We start from the raw sequence: 16,704 nt of genomic DNA, 5'->3' as shown, positions 1-16,704 counted from the left end.
AAGCTCTAGATTTTGTTGTGACGCGTTTTCTTCACGCGAACTGGTGCCCACTTCGCCCGAAAGCGCTCTAGCCTCGCGCGCGGCGGACTCGGACATAGAGCGCGCCCTCGCCGCCATGGCCGATATGGGCCTCTTCGAAGCCGACGACCAAGGAACGGAATTCCGGCAGGCTGAGCCATTCCGGCACCTGGCGCCGCAGCACGCCGCGCTCTGAGTCCAACCCGCCGACCTTGCCCTTTCCGGTGATGACGAGCACGAAGGTGAGCCCATCGCTGTGGGCACGCTGCAGGAAGGAGAACAGCACGCGATGCGCGCGCATCTGCGTCATGCCGTGCAGGTCGAGCCGCGCGTCGATCTCCTGCCTGCCGCGCGACAGCTTGGCGCGCTCGCGGCGACCGATTGGCGCCAGGGGCGGCAAATGCGGGCGCGGCGCCGGCGCGGCCTTCGCGGGCGCCGCCTTGACCGGAACAGGCTTTGCCGGGACGTGATGCGTGCTCGGATCGGCGGCGACGGTGGGTGCTTTGATGGCAACCGGCCGCTTGCGCAGCGGCTTGACCTGTTTCGCCACGCTCTCCCAGAGCGCGCGCTCCTCCTCGCTCAACGCGCGTTTGCGCCGCGAAGGAGCGGAGAGGTCGAGGATCGGCGCGGGACGTTTCATTGATCGTCGCGATGGCGAGAGCGCCGCTTCTCCGGTTGCTGCGGAATAATGCCAGGCCGGGCTGCCGGCAACGGCACCGGTTCTGCCACAGGCGCGGATTGCGCGACAGGGGCTGTCGTGCCTGTCGTCGCCGGAGATGCTGTGGCTTTCGTGGCGGTCGGGCCTTTGGTTACATTGCCGGTCGTATCTTTCGCCGCACCCTTGGGCGCATCCTTGGCCGCATCCTTGGTCACAGGTGCAACAGGCGCGTCGGCCGGCTTTGCCGCCGGCTTGTCCTTCTGTGGATCGGTCTGCGGGAACAGCTTTGCGATCCTGGCCGACGGCCGGGCGTCGGGAATCGGCAGCTTGCGGCCGCGAGCGACCGGATCGAGACCCTTCGGGACCAGCATGACGAACTGCATATTATTCCGCAGGCGACCCGACACCTTCCCAGCATCCGCGCCGGCGCCGAAATAAAGATCGGCGCGCGCAGGACCCACAATCGCAGAGCCCGTGTCCTGCGCGATCATCAACCGGTGGAACGGCGTCTTCGACTGCTCGGATTCGATCGGCAGCACGCCCTCGATGAAGAACGGCGTGCCATAGACATGCAGCGCCTTGTCGACCGCGATCGAGCGGCCCGGCGTCAACGGCACGCCTTGCGCGCCCACCGCTTCATCCTTCTCCGACAGCGGAACTTCACGGAAGAAGATGTAAGAGCGGTTCTGCCGGCGCAGCTCCTTGGCGCCGTCGGGGTTCTGCTCCATCCACTCCCTGATCTTCTGCATCGACATCTGGTCCTTCGCGATGATGCCGCGATCGATCAGGATGCGTCCGACCGGCGTATAGGGGTAACCGTTATGCGCATCATAATTGATGCGCAGCGTGGTGCCGTCGGTCAGCTTGATCCGCGCCGAGCCCTGGATCTGCGCGAACAGAAGGTCGGTCTGGCTCTTCAGCCAGCAGATCTCCAGGCCGCGTCCGGCAATCGCGCCATCCTCGATCTGGGCGCGGTCATAATAGGGCACGAGCTTGCGCCGGCCGATCTTGCGGTACACCGGCCCGCTGTTGGGCAGGCCGACCGAGTCCTGTGTCTTGCCGCGCACGAACAGGTTGGACGGGCGGCGATAGACGGGAACGTTGTAGACGTCGGTCTGCGTCCGCGAGCCCTCGAGCACCGGCTCGTAATAGCCGGTGACAAAGCCTGCGTCTTCCCCGAGCCGCGAGATGCGCAGGGGTACGAAGTTCTGCTCGAAGAATTCCTTGGCCCGCGCGCTGTCGGTCGGCTCGAGCCGTTTGGCGATCCGGCAGGGATCGCGCAGCGAGCTGCCGAGCGCCTTCGATTCCGGAGGTAGCCCTTGCTGGGCCGCGATCGGCTTGCAGCTCGTCCGAAACGCCTTGTAGGCCGCGAGGTGGTCGTCGTCGTTCCAGCCGGGAATCGTGGCCCAGGTAAGCGGCTCATACTGGCTGCCGCTGACCTGCAGCGGCAATTCAAGCTTGGGATAGGGAACCTGGCGCGTAGGCTCGTGCCGCGCCGGTGCGTGCCGTTTCGCCCGGTAATGTGCGCCTATCGCCGCCGTGGAACACAGTATCGCGAGCGCGCAACTCGCAACGGCAAGGCGCCCATAACTGAGATGTTTAGTTAGCGCTTCCAGTACCAACCAGCTTCCAGTTCGGATCGCGGGAAGTCGAGTCACGGGCGAACGTCCAGACATCGGTGATGTCGGCCACCTTGTCCGGGCTGCCGTCGACAATCGTGCCCGCCTTGTCGCGCGTGACCGAAATCATCTGCGACACGAAGCGGACGGTCAGCTGCGCCGTGCGATCGCGCGTCTCCGCGTTGACGATCTCGGCCTTGTCGATCGACACGAACCGCGTCTCGGTCTTCTGCTCGTGCTTCTCGCGGTCCTTGATCGCGGCCTCGAAGCTTTCATAGACCTCGGTCGATAATAAATCCTTGAGGGCCCGGCGGTCGCCGTTGGCGAAGGCCAGCACGATCATCTCGTAGGCCGAACGGGCGCCCGAGAGGAAATGCCGCGGATCGAACGAGGAGTCCTGGGCAGCCACCGCGTCGAGACCCTGCGCCAGCGCCGTGCCGGGCTCGGCGATCCCCTTCCAGCGGTCGGTCGGTTCAGTCGGCTCGACGCGTGCCGCGGTGGGTTGGTCGATCACCGAACCCGGGATCGGAACGACGTTATTGTTATCCTGGCTGCGCTGAACGACGTTGGGTGCGGCGCGATCGTAAGGCGGCCGCTCGCTTCCGGTGCGCTGTCCGAGGACGCTGCGCAGGCGCAGGAAGATGAACACAGCCAGCGCCAGGAAGATGATGGTGTAGATATCCACGTCGATTTCGCTTTCTGGTCTCTGCCGGCAACGGGCCGGCTGTACAAGCGTTCCCGGTCGGGGAACGGCAGAGATTACATCACCGATTGAGTCCGCAGCATGTAGGCACGAAACTATGCCCGGCCAATGGCGCTTTTTGGCACGGGCAATTGTAGCGCGTTTTACCGCTGGGAGGAAACCCGTTCCTGCCCGGAAATCACGCATATTCAATAATTTAGGAAGCCGTTAATGGATTGTGCGGATCGGCTTGACCACTGCTGGCGGAGGAATCCGCCGCCCGCTCTTTGCCTCGTCGTCCTTGTCGAGCGCGCCGGGCCTATGATAGCCACTCGCGCGGCATCTGCATTCCCAACACCTTAACGCGTGCCGTCGGACATCCAGTCCATCGAGCGCCGCTTCAGGAGACATTTCATGACCAACGGCAACGGCGCACCTGTCGAGCAGGCCCCTCCCCAGCTCAACGTGCTGGCGCAATACACCAAGGATCTCTCGTTCGAGAACCCGAACGCGCCGGCCTCGCTCGGGCCGCAGCAACAGCAGCCGGCGATCAACATCCAGATCAACGTCTCCGCCAACAACATCGCGGAAAACGACTTCGAGGTGATCCTGTCGATCGAAGGCAAGGCCGAAAGCGCCGGCAAGGTGATGTTCAGCTTCGACCTGGCCTATGCCGGCGTGTTCCGGATCGTGAACGTTCCGCAGGAAAACCTGCACCCGCTGGTCATGATCGAGTGCCCGCGGCTGCTGTTCCCGTTCGCGCGCGAGATTGTCGCAACCTCGGTCCGCGACGGCGGCTTCCCGCCGCTGATGCTCGATCCCGTCGATTTCGTCGGCCTCTACCGCCAAAACATGGAGCGGCAAGCTGCCGCACAGGCGGCGTCCGGCGTCAAGCCGAGCTGATCCGACGGCATTCAGGCAAAACCAGCAGGCCAGCGCATTCGGCCCTGATCGCAATCAGGGCCGAATTGCCTTTAAGCGGCCGGTACAGCCACAGGCACCGGCGGCAAATAGTCGTTCCAGATCGGCTTGTCGCCCAAGGTCGCGACAAAGGCCCGGTGAACCTCGCGATCGGCATCACTGACCCGTGGCACCAGCGGAATTTCACGCTGCCGCCGCGGCGTATCGCCATAGCTGCCGGCGCGGGCGTCCGACGTCTCCGACGCCAGGATGAGCTGCGACTGCCGTGCCCCGATCAGGTCGATATAGACCTCGGCCAAGAGCTCGGCGTCGAGCAACGCGCCGTGCTTGGTGCGGTGGGAATTGTCGATCGAGTAGCGCGAGCAGAGATCGTCGAGCCGGTTCGACACGCCGGGGTGCTTGCGGCGCGCCAGCAGCAAGGTGTCGACCAGACGATCCTTCGGAATCGTCGGCCGCTTGATGCGATCGAGCTCGGCGTTGATGAAGCTGACGTCGAAGGACGCGTTGTGGATCACCAGCGGCGTGTCGCCAATGAAGGCCAGGAACTCCTCGACCACCTCGCTGAACAGCGGCTTGCTGGCCAGGAACTCGGTCGATAGGCCGTGCACGGCGAATGCCTCCGCCGGCATGTCGCGCTCGGGATTGATATAGACGTGGTAGGTCTGCCCCGTCGGCATGCGATTGAAGATCTCGACGCAACCGATCTCGACCAGCCGGTCGCCGCGCAGCGGATCGAGGCCAGTGGTTTCGGTATCGAGAACGATTTCGCGCATGACGTGAAGGAATCCGAAGAGCGGGCGAATCAGACGCGCCGCTTCGGCATCTTAACAACCTCGGCCAGAATGTCGCGGATGCGCGCCCGCACCGGCTCAAGCCCGTGCGAGGTATCCACTATGAAATCCGCACGTTTGCGCTTTTCGGCGTCCGGAATCTGGCGCGCGATGATGGCGTCGAGCTTCTCGGCATCCATCGTGCCTCGCGCCAGCACGCGCTCGCGCTGCAGCTCCGGCGAGGTGGAGACGACCACCACGGCATCGACCCGCTTTTCGCCGCCGGTCTCGAACAATAGCGGCACGTCGACGACAACCACGGGTGCGCCGGCGGCCTCCGCGTCGGCGAAGAATTTCCGGCGCGACGCGCCGAGCATCGGATGCACGATCTGCTCGAGCTGCTGCATCGCCGCGGCATCATGCACCACGCGCGCGGAGAGTTTTGCGCGGTCGACCTTGCCATTGACGGTGGTGCCGGGAAACGCCGCCTCGATCGCCGGCGCCGCTTCCCCTTCATACAATTGATGCACGGCCGCATCGGCGTCGTACACCGGCACGCCGGCCTCCATGAACAGTTTTGCGGTCGTGGATTTTCCCATCCCGATCGAGCCGGTCAGTCCAAGGATCAACATCGGATCAGCATCTTTCCGTCGTCATGCCTTTCAATACCGCCTCATACCGCGAGCAGTCGCTCGCGGCGCAGGAACCCGAGCAGCGACAATAGCGGCAGGCCGAGAATGGTGAAATGGTCGCCCTCGATGCGCTCGAACAGATGTACGCCCAGGCTCTCGAGCTGATAGGCGCCGACGCTGGTCGTCACCGCCGCTCCGGCCTGGTCGAGATAGGCTTCGATCTCGCCCTCGCTGAGCCGCCGCATCGTCATGCGCGCGACGCTCACATCGGCAAACAAGGTTTTTCCGTCACGCGCAACTGAGACGGCCGAATGGAGTTCATGGACATTGCCTGCGAGCAGACTGAGCTGCTCGGCGGCCTGCGCCCGGCCGGCCGGCTTGCTGAACATCCGCGGCCCCAGCGCAAGCGTTTGATCAGCCCCGACGACATAGTGGCCGGGCCTTTGGCGGGAGACGAACAAGGCCTTCTCGCACGCCAGCATCGAGGCGATCTCGCCTGGCGCCAATAGACCGGATTGCTTCTGCACGGCGCGCTCGTCGATATCGGCCGGCAGCGCCTCGAAATCGAGGCCGGCATTTTCGAGCAGCATTTTCCGCGCGCGGCTTTGCGACGCCAGGATCAGCTTCTGTTGTCCACGCCAGATGGTCATGACGCAACGATCACTCGGGCGGCCGCGCGCGCTGGCGGTCGGCATAGAGCTTCATCACCGCGGCCGCGGTCTCCTCGATCGAGCGGCGCGTCACGTCGAGCAGCGCCCAGTTGAATTTCGCGCTCAAGCGTCGTGCAAAGGCGACCTCGTCGGCCACCGCCTGCTTATCGATGTAGGTGTCGTTGTCGCGGTCGCCCATGCTGAGCAAGCGGTTCTGCCGCACCTGAATCAATCGCTCCGGCGTTGCGTGCAGGCTGACCACCAGCGGCTTCTTCAGGGTTTCGAGCTGGTGCGGCAGCGGAATGCCCGGCACCAGCGGAACGTTCGCCGTGCGGATGCCGCGATTGGCGAGATAGATCGACGTCGGCGTCTTCGACGTGCGCGATACGCCGACCAGGACGACGTCGGCTTCCTCGAGGCCTTCGACATGCTGACCGTCGTCATGCATCATGGTGTAGTTCAACGCATCGATCCGCCGGAAATATTCCGCGTTGAGCACGTGCTGCGCGCCGACCCGTCCCGTCGTCGCGGCACCCAGATACGCCTCGAACAATTGCATCACCGGCCCGATGATCGACAGGCTGGGAACATTGATCTCCTTGCACTTGTCTTCGAGCCGGCCGACGAGATCTTTCTCCAGAAGCGTGAACAGCACGATGCCCGGCGATTCCTCGATCTCATCGAGCACGCGATCGAGCTGCTTCTGGCTGCGCACCAGCGGATAGACATGCTCGACCGCGGTCACGTTGGCGTATTGCGCGGCGACCGCGCGTGCCACGGTGATCAGCGTCTCACCGGTCGAATCCGACACCAGATGCAGATGGAAATAGTTGGAGTTCGTGGGCACCAAAATTCCTGTCTATTTTGTGAATCCCTGTGGAGACCGAGGAGGAGAATCCGGGGCCGCCGGCCAGCCTCGGGATATCTCATCCTCTTCTTCACAGCGCCTCGCAAAAGGATAAGTCGACGTCATGGGAGCGATGATAGTGGGTAGGTGTGGATTTGTCTCTTCATAAGCTGGCCACGGACCTGCGCAAGCAATTGAGTGAGATCACCGAATCCCAGTGAGCATGCCACCGCGCCAGAATGTTGAGAGATGTGAACAAGCCTGCGAGAACGGCTGGATCGCCTTGCGTGAGTCAAATCCACCGCCATTCAGACTCAAACCTTAGATTCTAAAATTAATAGGTTTAGGAGAGCCGAGCTTGCGGATATGTATCCGTCCCTCGTTTGGAGAGCTTTGCTCGCAACGCTGAGACCGCCCGAGCCGTTCCTTGAAAGGCAGCCCCGCCATGTACGAGTGGATCAAGGCCGTGCACATCGTTGCCGTCATCTCGTGGATGGCGGGGATGCTGTATCTGCCGCGGCTGTTCGTCTATCACTGCGAAGCTGAGCCCGGCTCGAAGCAGTCCGAGACGTTCAAGGTGATGGAGCGGCGGCTTTTGAAGGCGATCATCAACCCCGCGATGATCGTGACCTGGCTCGCCGGGCTTTATCTGGTCTGGGCTGGACACTGGTACCTTTCGGGCTGGTTTCACGTCAAATTTACGCTGGTGCTGATAATGTCCGGTGTCCACGGCTTTTTTGCCCGGTGGGTGAAGGATTTCGCCGCGGATCGGAATCAGCGTAGCCAGAAATTCTATCGTATTATCAATGAGGTACCTACACTCCTGATGATTCTGATCGTCATCATGGTGGTCGTTAAGCCGTTCTAGGGACGATAATGCTCAAGAAGTGGGCTTCAGTCCTTCTTGCGGAGCACGGATCGATTTTCTATATAGGCTTCATCCCACCCTACGCAGGCGGATGTGGTCGCGTTTCGGTTCGTTTTTGGGCCGGCGCCGCATCAGGTTTGAAGCCCCAACGGCACTTTCCTGGCTGAGACCTGCGGACCTTCCTTTGGCGTCCGCTTTTTCCAAAGCCACCTCGCACCCCTTCCCTACTTACTTCCTCACAGGACTATCCCAATGCGGGAAATCAAACTCCAGGACCTCAAATCGAAAACGCCGGCTGAGCTCGTCTCGTTTGCGGAAGAGAACGGGGTCGAAAACGCCAGCACCATGCGCAAGCAGGAGCTGATGTTCGCCATCCTCAAGCAGCTCGCGATCGCCGAGACCGACATTATCGGTGAAGGCGTCGTCGAGGTTCTGTCCGACGGCTTCGGCTTCCTTCGTTCGCCGGACGCGAACTACCTGCCGGGCCCCGACGACATCTACGTCTCGCCCTCGCAGATCCGCCGCTTTGGCCTGCGCACCGGCGATACGATCGAAGGCCACATCCGCAGCCCGAAGGAAGGCGAACGCTACTTCGCGCTGCTGAAGGTCAACACGCTCAATTTCGAAGACCCCGAGAAATCCAGGCACAAGGTCAATTTCGACAACCTCACGCCGCTGTTTCCCAATCAGCGCTTCCGCATGGAGCTCGAGGACTCCACCAAGAAAGATCTTTCTGCCCGCGTGATCGACATTGTCGCGCCGATCGGCAAGGGCCAGCGCGCGCTGATCGTGGCGCCGCCGCGCACCGGCAAGACGGTGCTGATGCAGAACATCGCGCACTCCATCACCGCCAATCATCCTGACTGCTATCTGATCGTGCTGCTGATCGACGAGCGTCCCGAAGAAGTCACTGACATGCAGCGCTCGGTGAAGGGTGAAGTGGTCTCGTCCACCTTCGACGAACCCGCGGTACGTCACGTCCAGGTCGCTGAGATGGTGATCGAGAAGGCCAAGCGGCTCGTCGAGCACGGCCGCGACGTCGTGATCCTGCTCGATTCGATCACGCGCCTCGGCCGCGCCTACAACACGGTGGTGCCGTCATCCGGCAAAGTACTGACCGGCGGCGTCGACGCCAATGCCTTGCAGCGCCCGAAGCGCTTCTTCGGTGCCGCGCGCAACATTGAGGAGGGCGGTTCGCTGACCATCATCGCGACCGCACTGGTCGATACCGGCAGCCGCATGGACGAAGTCATTTTCGAAGAGTTCAAGGGCACCGGTAACTCCGAACTGATCCTTGACCGCAAGGTCTCGGACAAGCGGACCTTCCCGGCGATCGACATTGCCCGGTCCGGCACCCGCAAGGAGGAGCTCATCACCGATCCGCAGGTGCTGAAGAAGATGTACGTCCTGCGCCGCATCCTGAATCCGATGGGCACCATGGACGCGATCGACTTCCTGCTCGACAAGCTCCGGAACACGAAGAACAACGCAGAGTTCTTCGATTCGATGAACACCTGAGGCGGCCCGGAACGACAGGCGCTCCGTTCAAACGGGGCGCCTTTTTCATGTTGCGGTCTTGTTGCAGTACGCCCGCAAGATGGAGTGCGGCGCGTTAGTACATAAGTTACCTTATAACGTATTGATTTATAACAGATATATTAACTGACGAATGGCTGTGCTGCGTGATCAGAGTGCCGATTGCAACATAATTGCTGCGGAAATTTTGCGGTCGCATCCAAGTTATATTGCAATGCAGCATTCTTGATCAAATGTTGCAAAACGACACCGCATTGCCTTTGTAAAGTGCTCGGGAACAAATAGGCGATGCATTCACGCGACCAAACCATTTTTGCGCTGTCGTCCGGTCGGGCACCGAGTGCGATCGCGATTATCAGGGTCTCTGGTCCAATGGCCGAGTCAGTCGTCTCGGGCCTGGCCGGCAAGATGCCGGTTCCGCGGATGGCCACCCGTGTGCTGCTCCGCAATTCCGGCCGCCAACCGATCGACGATGCGGTCGTGCTGTGGTTTCCAGCGCCGGCGAGTGCGACTGGCGAGGACGTTGCCGAATTCCATGTCCATGGCGGACGCGCGGTGCTGGCAACGATGTTTGGAGCACTCGCTGCGTTCGACAATGTACGTCCGGCCGAGCCCGGCGAATTCACGCGGCGGGCCTTCGAGAACGGCAAACTCGACCTGACCGAGGCGGAGGGCCTCGACGATCTCATCCACGCCGATACCGACCGCCAGCGGCGCCAGGCGCTGCGTCAGTTGAAGGGGCTGCTTGGCGATCGCGCGCGCGACTGGCGCGAGCAGATCATCGCGGCGTCGGCGCTGATCGAAGCCGGCATTGATTTCTCCGACGAAGGCGATGTGCCCGACGAACTGATTGCGCCGGCGCTGGCGAAGATCAGATCGCTTCACGATGAGATTCAAGGCGTCCTTGCGGCGCAAGGACAAGGGGAACGGCTGCGCGATGGCCTGGTGGTCGCGATCGCGGGTCCGCCGAATGTCGGCAAGTCGACGCTGATCAACCAGCTTGCGCGGCGTGAGGTCGCGATCGTCTCGCCGCATGCCGGCACCACGCGTGACGTGATCGAGGTTCAGCTCGATCTCGACGGCTATCCGGTGATGGTCATCGACACGGCTGGCATCCGCGAGACCGAGGATCCCGTGGAGCAGGAGGGCGTCCGCCGTGCGCGGGCGCGAGCCGCGGAAGCGGATCTCGTCCTCTGGCTGACCGACCGTGCTGGCGGGGTGGGGACGCACGAAGATACGACGCCGGTCTGGCTGGTACGCAACAAGGTCGATCTCGATCGTGCGCGATCCAGTGGACTGGGCGAGGGGGACACAAACCCCCAGTTCAGGATCTCCGCAGCCCGCGGCGATGGAATTCCCGAACTGATCACGGCGCTGGTTGGCTTCGCGCACGACTATTTCGGGACCAGCGAAGGCGGACTGATCAGCCGGACACGGCAACGCAAGTTGCTGGAGGAGACGGCGCAGTCGCTCCACCGCAGCCTCGACGTGATCGGCCAGGGCGAAGAATTAGTCGCTGAGGAACTCCGCAGCGCGGCCTTTTCCCTTGGCCGCTTGCTCGGCCGGGTCGATGTCGAGGACATCCTTGACGTGATCTTCCGAGAATTCTGCATAGGCAAGTAAGACGCCCCCATCCGGGGTATTGTCAGATCGTTTCACGTGAAACACCAATTGCCCCCGGTGTGACCAGTCGCGCGTTTCACGTGAAACAGATTGGCCGGAACCAAGGGCGCCCGTTTCACGTGAAACAACGGAGCTTTCAACTTCGTTCTTCCGGCATTCATGACTCCGCGATAGAAGTCCCGCCATGATTTCTCCGGCGGATACATTTGACGTCATCGTCATCGGCGGCGGCCATGCCGGCTGCGAGGCTGCGAGCGCGGCTGCCCGGATGGGCGCAAAGACCGCCCTTGTGACCCACCGCTTTGCGACTGTTGGTGCGATGTCCTGCAATCCCGCCATCGGAGGCCTCGGCAAGGGGCACTTGGTGCGCGAGGTCGATGCCCTTGATGGTTTGATGGGTCGTGTTGCCGATGCCGGCGGCATCCAGTTCCGGATGCTCAATCGTCGGAAGGGGCCAGCGGTCCGTGGCCCGCGAGCCCAGGCCGACCGGAAGCTCTATGCCGCGGCCATGCAGGTCGCGATTACTGAGACCGCCAACCTGAGAGTGATCGAGGGTGAAGCTGACGAGCTGATCGTCGCTGATGGGCGCGTGACCGGCATTCGCTTGGGCGACGGCCGAACGCTCTCGACGGGTGCCGTCGTGATTACGACGGGCACCTTTCTGCGCGGTCTGATCCACCTCGGCGAGAGGAACTGGCCCGCCGGCCGAGTCGGCGAGGCGCCGGCCATGGGGCTCTCTGCGTCGTTTGAACGCGTCGGCTTTACCTTGGGACGGCTCAAGACCGGGACCCCGCCGCGCCTGGATGGCACCACGATCGACTGGTCGGCGGTCGAAATGCAGCCGGGAGACGATCCGCCTGAGCCATTTTCAGTGATGACCGAGCGGATCACGACGCCTCAGATCCAGTGCGGCATCACCAGGACCACGTCGGCGACCCATGAGGTGATCCGGGCCAATGTCCATCGCTCGCCGATGTATTCCGGCCAGATCAAGAGCACCGGACCGCGTTATTGCCCTTCGATCGAGGACAAGATCGTCCGCTTTGGCGATCGCGACGGCCACCAGATCTTCCTGGAGCCGGAAGGGCTCGACGACACCACGGTCTATCCGAACGGTATCTCGACATCGCTCCCGGAGGAGGTCCAGCTTGCGATCCTCGCCAGCATTCCCGGCCTTGAGCGGGTGAAGATGGTCCGGCCGGGCTATGCGATCGAGTACGACCATGTTGATCCGCGCGAGCTTGATCCGACCCTGCAGACCAAGCGCCTCCAGGGGCTGTTCCTGGCCGGGCAGATCAACGGCACCACCGGGTACGAAGAGGCGGCCGGGCAGGGCATTGTCGCAGGGCTCAATGCCGCATTGGTTGCCGGCGGCGCCGACCCGATCGTGTTCGACCGCGCTGACGGCTATCTCGGCGTGATGATCGACGATCTCGTCACTCGCGGGATCACTGAGCCCTATCGGATGTTCACCTCGCGCGCCGAATATCGGCTGACGCTGCGGGCCGATAATGCCGACCAGCGGCTCACCGACAAGGGTATTGCGCTGGGATGCGTCGGGACAGTCCGCGCGGTGCGCCACCGGACCAAGATGGCGGCGCTGGAGGCGGCGAAGGCCTTGGCGAAGTCGCTCTCGATCACGCCGAATGAAGCCACTAGGCATGGGCTGTCGCTCAACCGCGATGGGAACCGCCGCTCGGCCTTTGAACTGTTGGCCTACCCGGAGATCGAGTGGCCCGCGGTCCGCGCGATCTGGCCGGAGCTGTCGGCCATCGATCCCGCCATCGCGGTGCATCTCGAGATCGACGCCAAATACGATGTCTATCTGAAGCGCCAGACCGCCGATGTCGATGCCTTCAGGCGCGACGAAGGGCTGGTGCTGACCGATGTCGACTACGCCGTTGTGCCGGGCCTCTCGAACGAGGCGCGCGTCAAGTTGCAGAAGGCGCAGCCGCGGACGATCGGGCAGGCGGGCCGGATCGACGGCATGACACCGGCCGCGCTGGGCATCCTGGCCGCCTATCTGCGCCGCGAGGCGCGGCGCAAGACCGCAAAGGCGTCTGCGTAGCGTTTCACGTGAAACGGGACGGCGGTCGACTGTCCGTCGTATCGAAGGGCGGAAGCGACGAAGCAGTCCATCGCTTCCGGGCAGCACTTCTGGATTGCATCGCTTCGTCCCAACAGCGAGCACGATTGGCATCCAAGAAGATGGCTCCAGTTTCCCAATCCTCAGAGCTTCAAGTCTCCGCCGGCGACAAGGCCGCGGCGCTCGCGCTGACTCCTGTTTCACGTGAAACGGAAGCTCGCCTCGATCGCTATGTCGGGCTCCTGCTGGAGTGGCAGGCCAAGACCAATCTGGTGGCGCCATCGACGCTCCCGAATCTCTGGACCCGCCACGTCTCCGATTCGCTCCAGCTTCTAAATCTAGCGCCATCGGCGAAGTCCTGGGTCGATCTCGGCAGCGGCGGCGGCTTCCCCGGCGTGGTGCTGGCCTGCGCGCTGGCCGAGACGCCGGGCGCGTCGGTTCATCTGGTTGAGCGAATCGCCAAGAAGGCGGCATTCTTGCGCGAGGCGATTCGCGTGACGACGTCGCCGGGGACAGTGCATCTCGCTGATATCGGGGATACTGTGGATAGAATCTCCGGTCCGATCGATTGCGTCACCGCGCGGGCGCTGGCTCCGTTACATCAACTCATCGGCTTTGCGGAGCCGTGGGTCAAAAAAGGCGCGAGAGCGCTGTTTTTGAAAGGTCAAGATGTAGAGGCCGAATTGACCGAGGCCACTAAATATTGGAATATTGAACCGAAGCTTCATTCCAGCCGTACCGGCGGACACGGCTGGATCGTCGAGCTCGCGTCAATCGAGCGGCGCTAGGGGACTCCGCGGCAGCAAGTGGTATTTTGGTATGACTGTGATGGATGAGGTTTATCAAGAGGATAGGGCGCCGCAGCCGGCCGGCCATCCGCGCATCCTGTCTCTCGCCAATCAGAAGGGCGGGGTCGGCAAAACCACCACAGCGATCAATCTTGGCACGGCACTCGCTGCGATTGGTGAGCGGGTCCTGATCGTCGATCTCGATCCGCAGGGCAACGCGTCGACCGGCCTCGGCATCGATCGCCGCAACCGCAGCTGCTCGACTTACGACGTGCTGGTCGGCGAAGCGCCGCTGCGCGACGCCGTAGTCGCGACCGCGGTGCCCCGGCTGCATATCGCGGCCTCCACCATGGATCTCTCCGGCCTCGAGCTCGAGCTCGGCACCACGCCGGGCCGCGCGTTCCGGTTGCGCGATGCGATCGCCGGGCTGAACAACAATGTCTCGCCGGAAGCCGACTACACCTATGTGCTGATCGACTGCCCGCCGTCGCTCAACCTGCTCACCGTGAATGCGATGGCGGCGTCGGATGCGATACTGGTGCCGCTGCAGTGCGAGTTCTTCGCGCTCGAAGGTCTGTCGCAGTTGCTGCAGACCGTGGAGCAGGTGCGCTCGACGCTCAATCCGAACCTGTCGATCCACGGCATCGTGCTGACCATGTTCGACTCGCGCAACAACCTCTCCAACCAAGTCGTCGCCGACGTGCGCCAGTTCATGGGAGCCAAGGTCTACGACACCATGATTCCGCGCAACGTGCGCATCTCGGAGGCGCCGTCCTACGGCAAGCCGGTCTTGGTCTATGATCTCAAATGCGCCGGCAGCGAAGCCTATCTCAAGCTCGCCACCGAAGTGATCCAGCGCGAGCGCGAGCTGCGCACGCATTGACGATGCGTAGGATGGGTGGAGCGAAGCGATACCCATCCTTGCGCTGAAAGAGAGCGATGGGTTTCGCTGCGCTCTACCCATCCTACGATTCTGAAATTCAAGTCCGGAGTACTGCGCGTGAATCCAAGGGAGCTCGCAACAATGGCTGATGAAGCGCGTTCGCGACTGGGGCGCGGGCTTGCAAGCCTGATCGGGGACGTCGGCGGCGAGGCCGCGCATGTCGAGCGGCCGCGCGCGCAGCGCAAGGTGCCGATCGAATTCCTCAAGGCCAACCCGCGCAACCCGCGCCGCACCTTTGCCGATGCCGAGCTCGGCGAGCTCGCTGACTCGATCAAGCAGCGCGGCGTGATCCAGCCGATCGTGGTGCGCGCGATCAAGGGCGTGCAGGACCGCTACGAGATCATCGCCGGCGAGCGCCGCTGGCGCGCCTCGCAGCTCGCGGGCCTGCATGAAGTGCCGATCGTGCCGGTCGAGGTCAACGACTCCGATGCGCTCGAGATCATGATCATCGAGAATGTCCAGCGCGAGGACCTCAACGCGATGGAGGAGGCGCAGGGCTATCATGCGCTGGCCGACGAGTTCAAACGCAGCCAGGAGGACATCGCCAAGATTGTCGGCAAGAGCCGCAGCCACGTCGCCAACATGATGCGGCTGACCAAGCTGCCCGCCGAGGTGCAGGCGCTGATCGCCAAGGGCGATCTCTCCGCCGGTCACGCCCGCGCGCTGATCGGCGTGCCCGATCCGCTCGCGGCTGCGAAGCGCATCGTCGCCGAAGGCCTCAACGTCCGCCAGGCCGAGGCGCTGGCGCATGAGGAAGGCGTGCCGGAGCGCAAGTCGCAAAAAGCGCGCTCGAGCGCTGCGGCCAAGGTCAACAAGGATGCCGACACCCTGGCACTGGAGAAGCGTGTGAGCGACGCGCTCGGCCTTACCGTCACCGTCAACCATCGCGATCCCGGCGGCACGGTGCAGATCAACTACCGCAACCTCGAGCAGCTCGATGAGGTGGTGCGGCGGCTGGAAGGCGGCTAGAGCACGTTGTTTTTGGCTGGAATCGGGATTCCCAGAGGAGGCAATTTCTGATTCAAACTCCATGCTGGAGGACGGAGGCCAGCATGGATGACGCGACCTTATTCGGAAGACATCCGCGAGCGGGCCTTGGCGCGAGCTGACGCGGGGGAGACAGTTCGTTCGATTGCAGAGGCGCTACAGATCAGTCCCTCCTGTGTGACGAAGTGGAAGAATCTGAGGCGGGATACCGGTAGCCTGTCGCCTGGCAAGATCGGCGGCCACAAGAAGCGGGTTCTATCGGATGCCAACGCCGACTGGCTGCGCAAACGCATTCGCTCGGGGCCATTCACCTTGCGCAAGCTGACACAGGAGCTGGCTGCACGCGGGATCAAGACAGACGTGCGGGCGGTGTGGACTTTTGTTCACACCGAGGGGCTCAGCTTCAAAAAAAACGCTTCTACCAGCCGAGCAGGATCGCCCCGACGTCGCCCGTAAGCGGACCCGCTGGAAAGCACATCAAGGCAGGATCGACGTAGCGCGGTTGGTTTTTATCGACGAGACGTGGATCAAAACCAATATGGCGCCGCTGCGCGGCTGGGGGCCCTGTGGGCAGCGCCTCCAAGCATCTGCGCCTTTCGGTCATTGGAAGACCATGACCTTCATCGCGGCGCTGCGTCACGATCGGATCAGCGCGCCTTGGGTGATCGATGGTCCCATCAATGGTGAGTTCTTCACGCTGTACGTCGAGAAGGTGTTGGCACCCACCCTCGCACCGGGCGAGATCGTCATCCTCGACAATCTTGGCAGCCATAAGGGCAAAGCGGCTCGCCAAGCCATCCGCGCCAGAGGCGCCCACCGCATCTTCCTCCCGCCCTATAGCCCTGACCTCAATCCGATCGAGCAGGTCTTCGCCAAACTCAAACACCTCATGCGAGCTGCAGAGCCTCGTGACGTGGAGGCAACCTGGCGAAAGGCCGGTGAACTCCTCGATCTCTTCTCCAAGGAGGAGTGCACCAACTACTTCAAAAACTCAGGTTACGTTTCCGTATAAAAACATCATGCTCTAGTCCAGCCGATCTCTTTTCCGTCATTGCGAGGAGCTCGCGACAAAATTG

16 protein-coding genes are annotated in these 16,704 nt (G+C 62.7%); 9 read left to right on the top strand and 7 right to left on the bottom strand.

Translation table 11 applies throughout. The annotated features are described in order from the left end of the window. Positions 1 to 67 precede the first annotated feature (67 nt). From MTX19_RS00945 to MTX19_RS00935, 3 genes are all read right to left on the bottom strand, one after another. Positions 68 to 658: a Smr/MutS family protein gene (locus tag MTX19_RS00945; RefSeq protein WP_280982062.1), complete on the bottom strand. Its 591-nt coding sequence runs from the start codon at positions 656 to 658 to the stop codon at positions 68 to 70. Further along, entirely contained in the window at positions 655 to 2,127 is a 1,473-nt protein-coding gene (locus tag MTX19_RS00940) for an MltA domain-containing protein (RefSeq protein ID WP_348638260.1), read from the bottom strand. The genes MTX19_RS00945 and MTX19_RS00940 overlap by 4 nt, the downstream gene beginning before the upstream one ends. 148 nt (positions 2,128 to 2,275) lie before the next feature. Continuing rightward, entirely contained in the window at positions 2,276 to 2,980 is a 705-nt protein-coding gene (locus MTX19_RS00935; protein WP_280982061.1) for a Tim44/TimA family putative adaptor protein, read from the bottom strand. A 411-nt stretch (positions 2,981 to 3,391) separates the two neighbouring features. Here MTX19_RS00935 and secB point away from each other — a divergent pair, with 411 nt between their 5' ends. Next, positions 3,392 to 3,880, top strand: coding sequence for a protein-export chaperone SecB (secB, locus tag MTX19_RS00930; RefSeq protein ID WP_280974784.1), 489 nt, complete (start codon positions 3,392 to 3,394; stop codon positions 3,878 to 3,880). 71 nt (positions 3,881 to 3,951) lie between these two features. Here the strand turns inward: secB and dnaQ are convergent, their stop codons facing one another. From dnaQ to MTX19_RS00910, 4 genes are read right to left on the bottom strand one after another with little or no spacing between them, the layout of a single operon-like run. Continuing rightward, positions 3,952 to 4,671, bottom strand: a complete 720-nt coding sequence (gene dnaQ / locus MTX19_RS00925) for a DNA polymerase III subunit epsilon (protein ID WP_280974785.1) — start codon at positions 4,669 to 4,671, stop codon at positions 3,952 to 3,954. 29 nt (positions 4,672 to 4,700) lie between these two features. Then, complete coding sequence (coaE, locus tag MTX19_RS00920; protein WP_280982060.1) at positions 4,701 to 5,300, bottom strand: dephospho-CoA kinase; 600 nt, start codon at positions 5,298 to 5,300, stop codon at positions 4,701 to 4,703. A 41-nt stretch (positions 5,301 to 5,341) separates the two neighbouring features. Next, positions 5,342 to 5,950: a Maf family protein gene (locus tag MTX19_RS00915; protein WP_280982059.1), complete on the bottom strand. Its 609-nt coding sequence runs from the start codon at positions 5,948 to 5,950 to the stop codon at positions 5,342 to 5,344. Between the two features lie 10 nt (positions 5,951 to 5,960). Continuing rightward, positions 5,961 to 6,797, bottom strand: coding sequence for a pyruvate, water dikinase regulatory protein (locus MTX19_RS00910; protein ID WP_280982058.1), 837 nt, complete (start codon positions 6,795 to 6,797; stop codon positions 5,961 to 5,963). A gap of 445 nt (positions 6,798 to 7,242) precedes the next feature. Between MTX19_RS00910 and hemJ the strand changes: the two genes are divergently transcribed. The 8 genes from hemJ (at position 7,243) to MTX19_RS00870 (ending at position 16,640) form a co-directional block, all read left to right on the top strand. Then, positions 7,243 to 7,665 (top strand): protoporphyrinogen oxidase HemJ, encoded by a 423-nt coding sequence (hemJ, locus tag MTX19_RS00905; protein WP_280984655.1) that lies wholly within the window; start codon positions 7,243 to 7,245, stop codon positions 7,663 to 7,665. Positions 7,666 to 7,917: 252 nt separating this feature from the next. After that, positions 7,918 to 9,183: a transcription termination factor Rho gene (gene rho, locus MTX19_RS00900; protein WP_280974790.1), complete on the top strand. Its 1,266-nt coding sequence runs from the start codon at positions 7,918 to 7,920 to the stop codon at positions 9,181 to 9,183. Positions 9,184 to 9,489: 306 nt separating this feature from the next. Further along, the gene (mnmE, locus tag MTX19_RS00895) at positions 9,490 to 10,824 is read left to right on the top strand and encodes a tRNA uridine-5-carboxymethylaminomethyl(34) synthesis GTPase MnmE (RefSeq protein WP_280982057.1); all 1,335 of its coding nucleotides are present in this window, start codon (positions 9,490 to 9,492) and stop codon (positions 10,822 to 10,824) included. A 184-nt stretch (positions 10,825 to 11,008) separates the two neighbouring features. Beyond that, positions 11,009 to 12,892, top strand: coding sequence for a tRNA uridine-5-carboxymethylaminomethyl(34) synthesis enzyme MnmG (gene mnmG, locus MTX19_RS00890; RefSeq protein ID WP_280982056.1), 1,884 nt, complete (start codon positions 11,009 to 11,011; stop codon positions 12,890 to 12,892). 140 nt (positions 12,893 to 13,032) lie between these two features. Continuing rightward, on the top strand, positions 13,033 to 13,698 hold the full coding sequence (gene rsmG / locus MTX19_RS00885) for a 16S rRNA (guanine(527)-N(7))-methyltransferase RsmG (RefSeq protein WP_280986157.1): 666 nt from the start codon (positions 13,033 to 13,035) through the stop codon (positions 13,696 to 13,698). 31 nt (positions 13,699 to 13,729) lie between these two features. Then, positions 13,730 to 14,581, top strand: a complete 852-nt coding sequence (locus MTX19_RS00880; protein ID WP_280982055.1) for a ParA family protein — start codon at positions 13,730 to 13,732, stop codon at positions 14,579 to 14,581. 141 nt (positions 14,582 to 14,722) lie between these two features. Further along, the gene (locus tag MTX19_RS00875; RefSeq protein ID WP_280982054.1) at positions 14,723 to 15,610 is read left to right on the top strand and encodes a ParB/RepB/Spo0J family partition protein; all 888 of its coding nucleotides are present in this window, start codon (positions 14,723 to 14,725) and stop codon (positions 15,608 to 15,610) included. Positions 15,611 to 15,697: 87 nt separating this feature from the next. Further along, a protein-coding gene (locus MTX19_RS00870) for an IS630 family transposase (RefSeq protein ID WP_280982053.1) occupies positions 15,698 to 16,640 on the top strand; the annotation gives its coding sequence in 2 pieces (ribosomal slippage) (positions 15,698 to 16,033 and positions 16,035 to 16,640; 942 coding nt in all). The last annotated feature ends 64 nt before the right edge of the window (positions 16,641 to 16,704 follow it).

This window comes from Bradyrhizobium sp. ISRA464, from assembly GCF_029910095.1.
Classification (GTDB): Bacteria; Pseudomonadota; Alphaproteobacteria; order Rhizobiales; family Xanthobacteraceae; genus Bradyrhizobium.
This window is presented reverse-complemented; position numbering and strand designations above follow the sequence as displayed.

Coding starts and splice junctions, on each gene's coding strand:
- MTX19_RS00945 (WP_280982062.1), bottom strand. CDS start 658: ATGAAACGTCCCGCGCCGATCCTCGACCTCTCCGCTCCTTCGCGGCGC.
- secB (WP_280974784.1), top strand. CDS start 3,392: ATGACCAACGGCAACGGCGCACCTGTCGAGCAGGCCCCTCCCCAGCTC.
- dnaQ (WP_280974785.1), bottom strand. CDS start 4,671: ATGCGCGAAATCGTTCTCGATACCGAAACCACTGGCCTCGATCCGCTG.
- coaE (WP_280982060.1), bottom strand. CDS start 5,300: ATGTTGATCCTTGGACTGACCGGCTCGATCGGGATGGGAAAATCCACG.
- MTX19_RS00915 (WP_280982059.1), bottom strand. CDS start 5,950: ATGACCATCTGGCGTGGACAACAGAAGCTGATCCTGGCGTCGCAAAGC.
- hemJ (WP_280984655.1), top strand. CDS start 7,243: ATGTACGAGTGGATCAAGGCCGTGCACATCGTTGCCGTCATCTCGTGG.
- rho (WP_280974790.1), top strand. CDS start 7,918: ATGCGGGAAATCAAACTCCAGGACCTCAAATCGAAAACGCCGGCTGAG.
- mnmE (WP_280982057.1), top strand. CDS start 9,490: ATGCATTCACGCGACCAAACCATTTTTGCGCTGTCGTCCGGTCGGGCA.
- mnmG (WP_280982056.1), top strand. CDS start 11,009: ATGATTTCTCCGGCGGATACATTTGACGTCATCGTCATCGGCGGCGGC.
- rsmG (WP_280986157.1), top strand. CDS start 13,033: ATGGCTCCAGTTTCCCAATCCTCAGAGCTTCAAGTCTCCGCCGGCGAC.
- MTX19_RS00880 (WP_280982055.1), top strand. CDS start 13,730: ATGACTGTGATGGATGAGGTTTATCAAGAGGATAGGGCGCCGCAGCCG.
- MTX19_RS00875 (WP_280982054.1), top strand. CDS start 14,723: ATGGCTGATGAAGCGCGTTCGCGACTGGGGCGCGGGCTTGCAAGCCTG.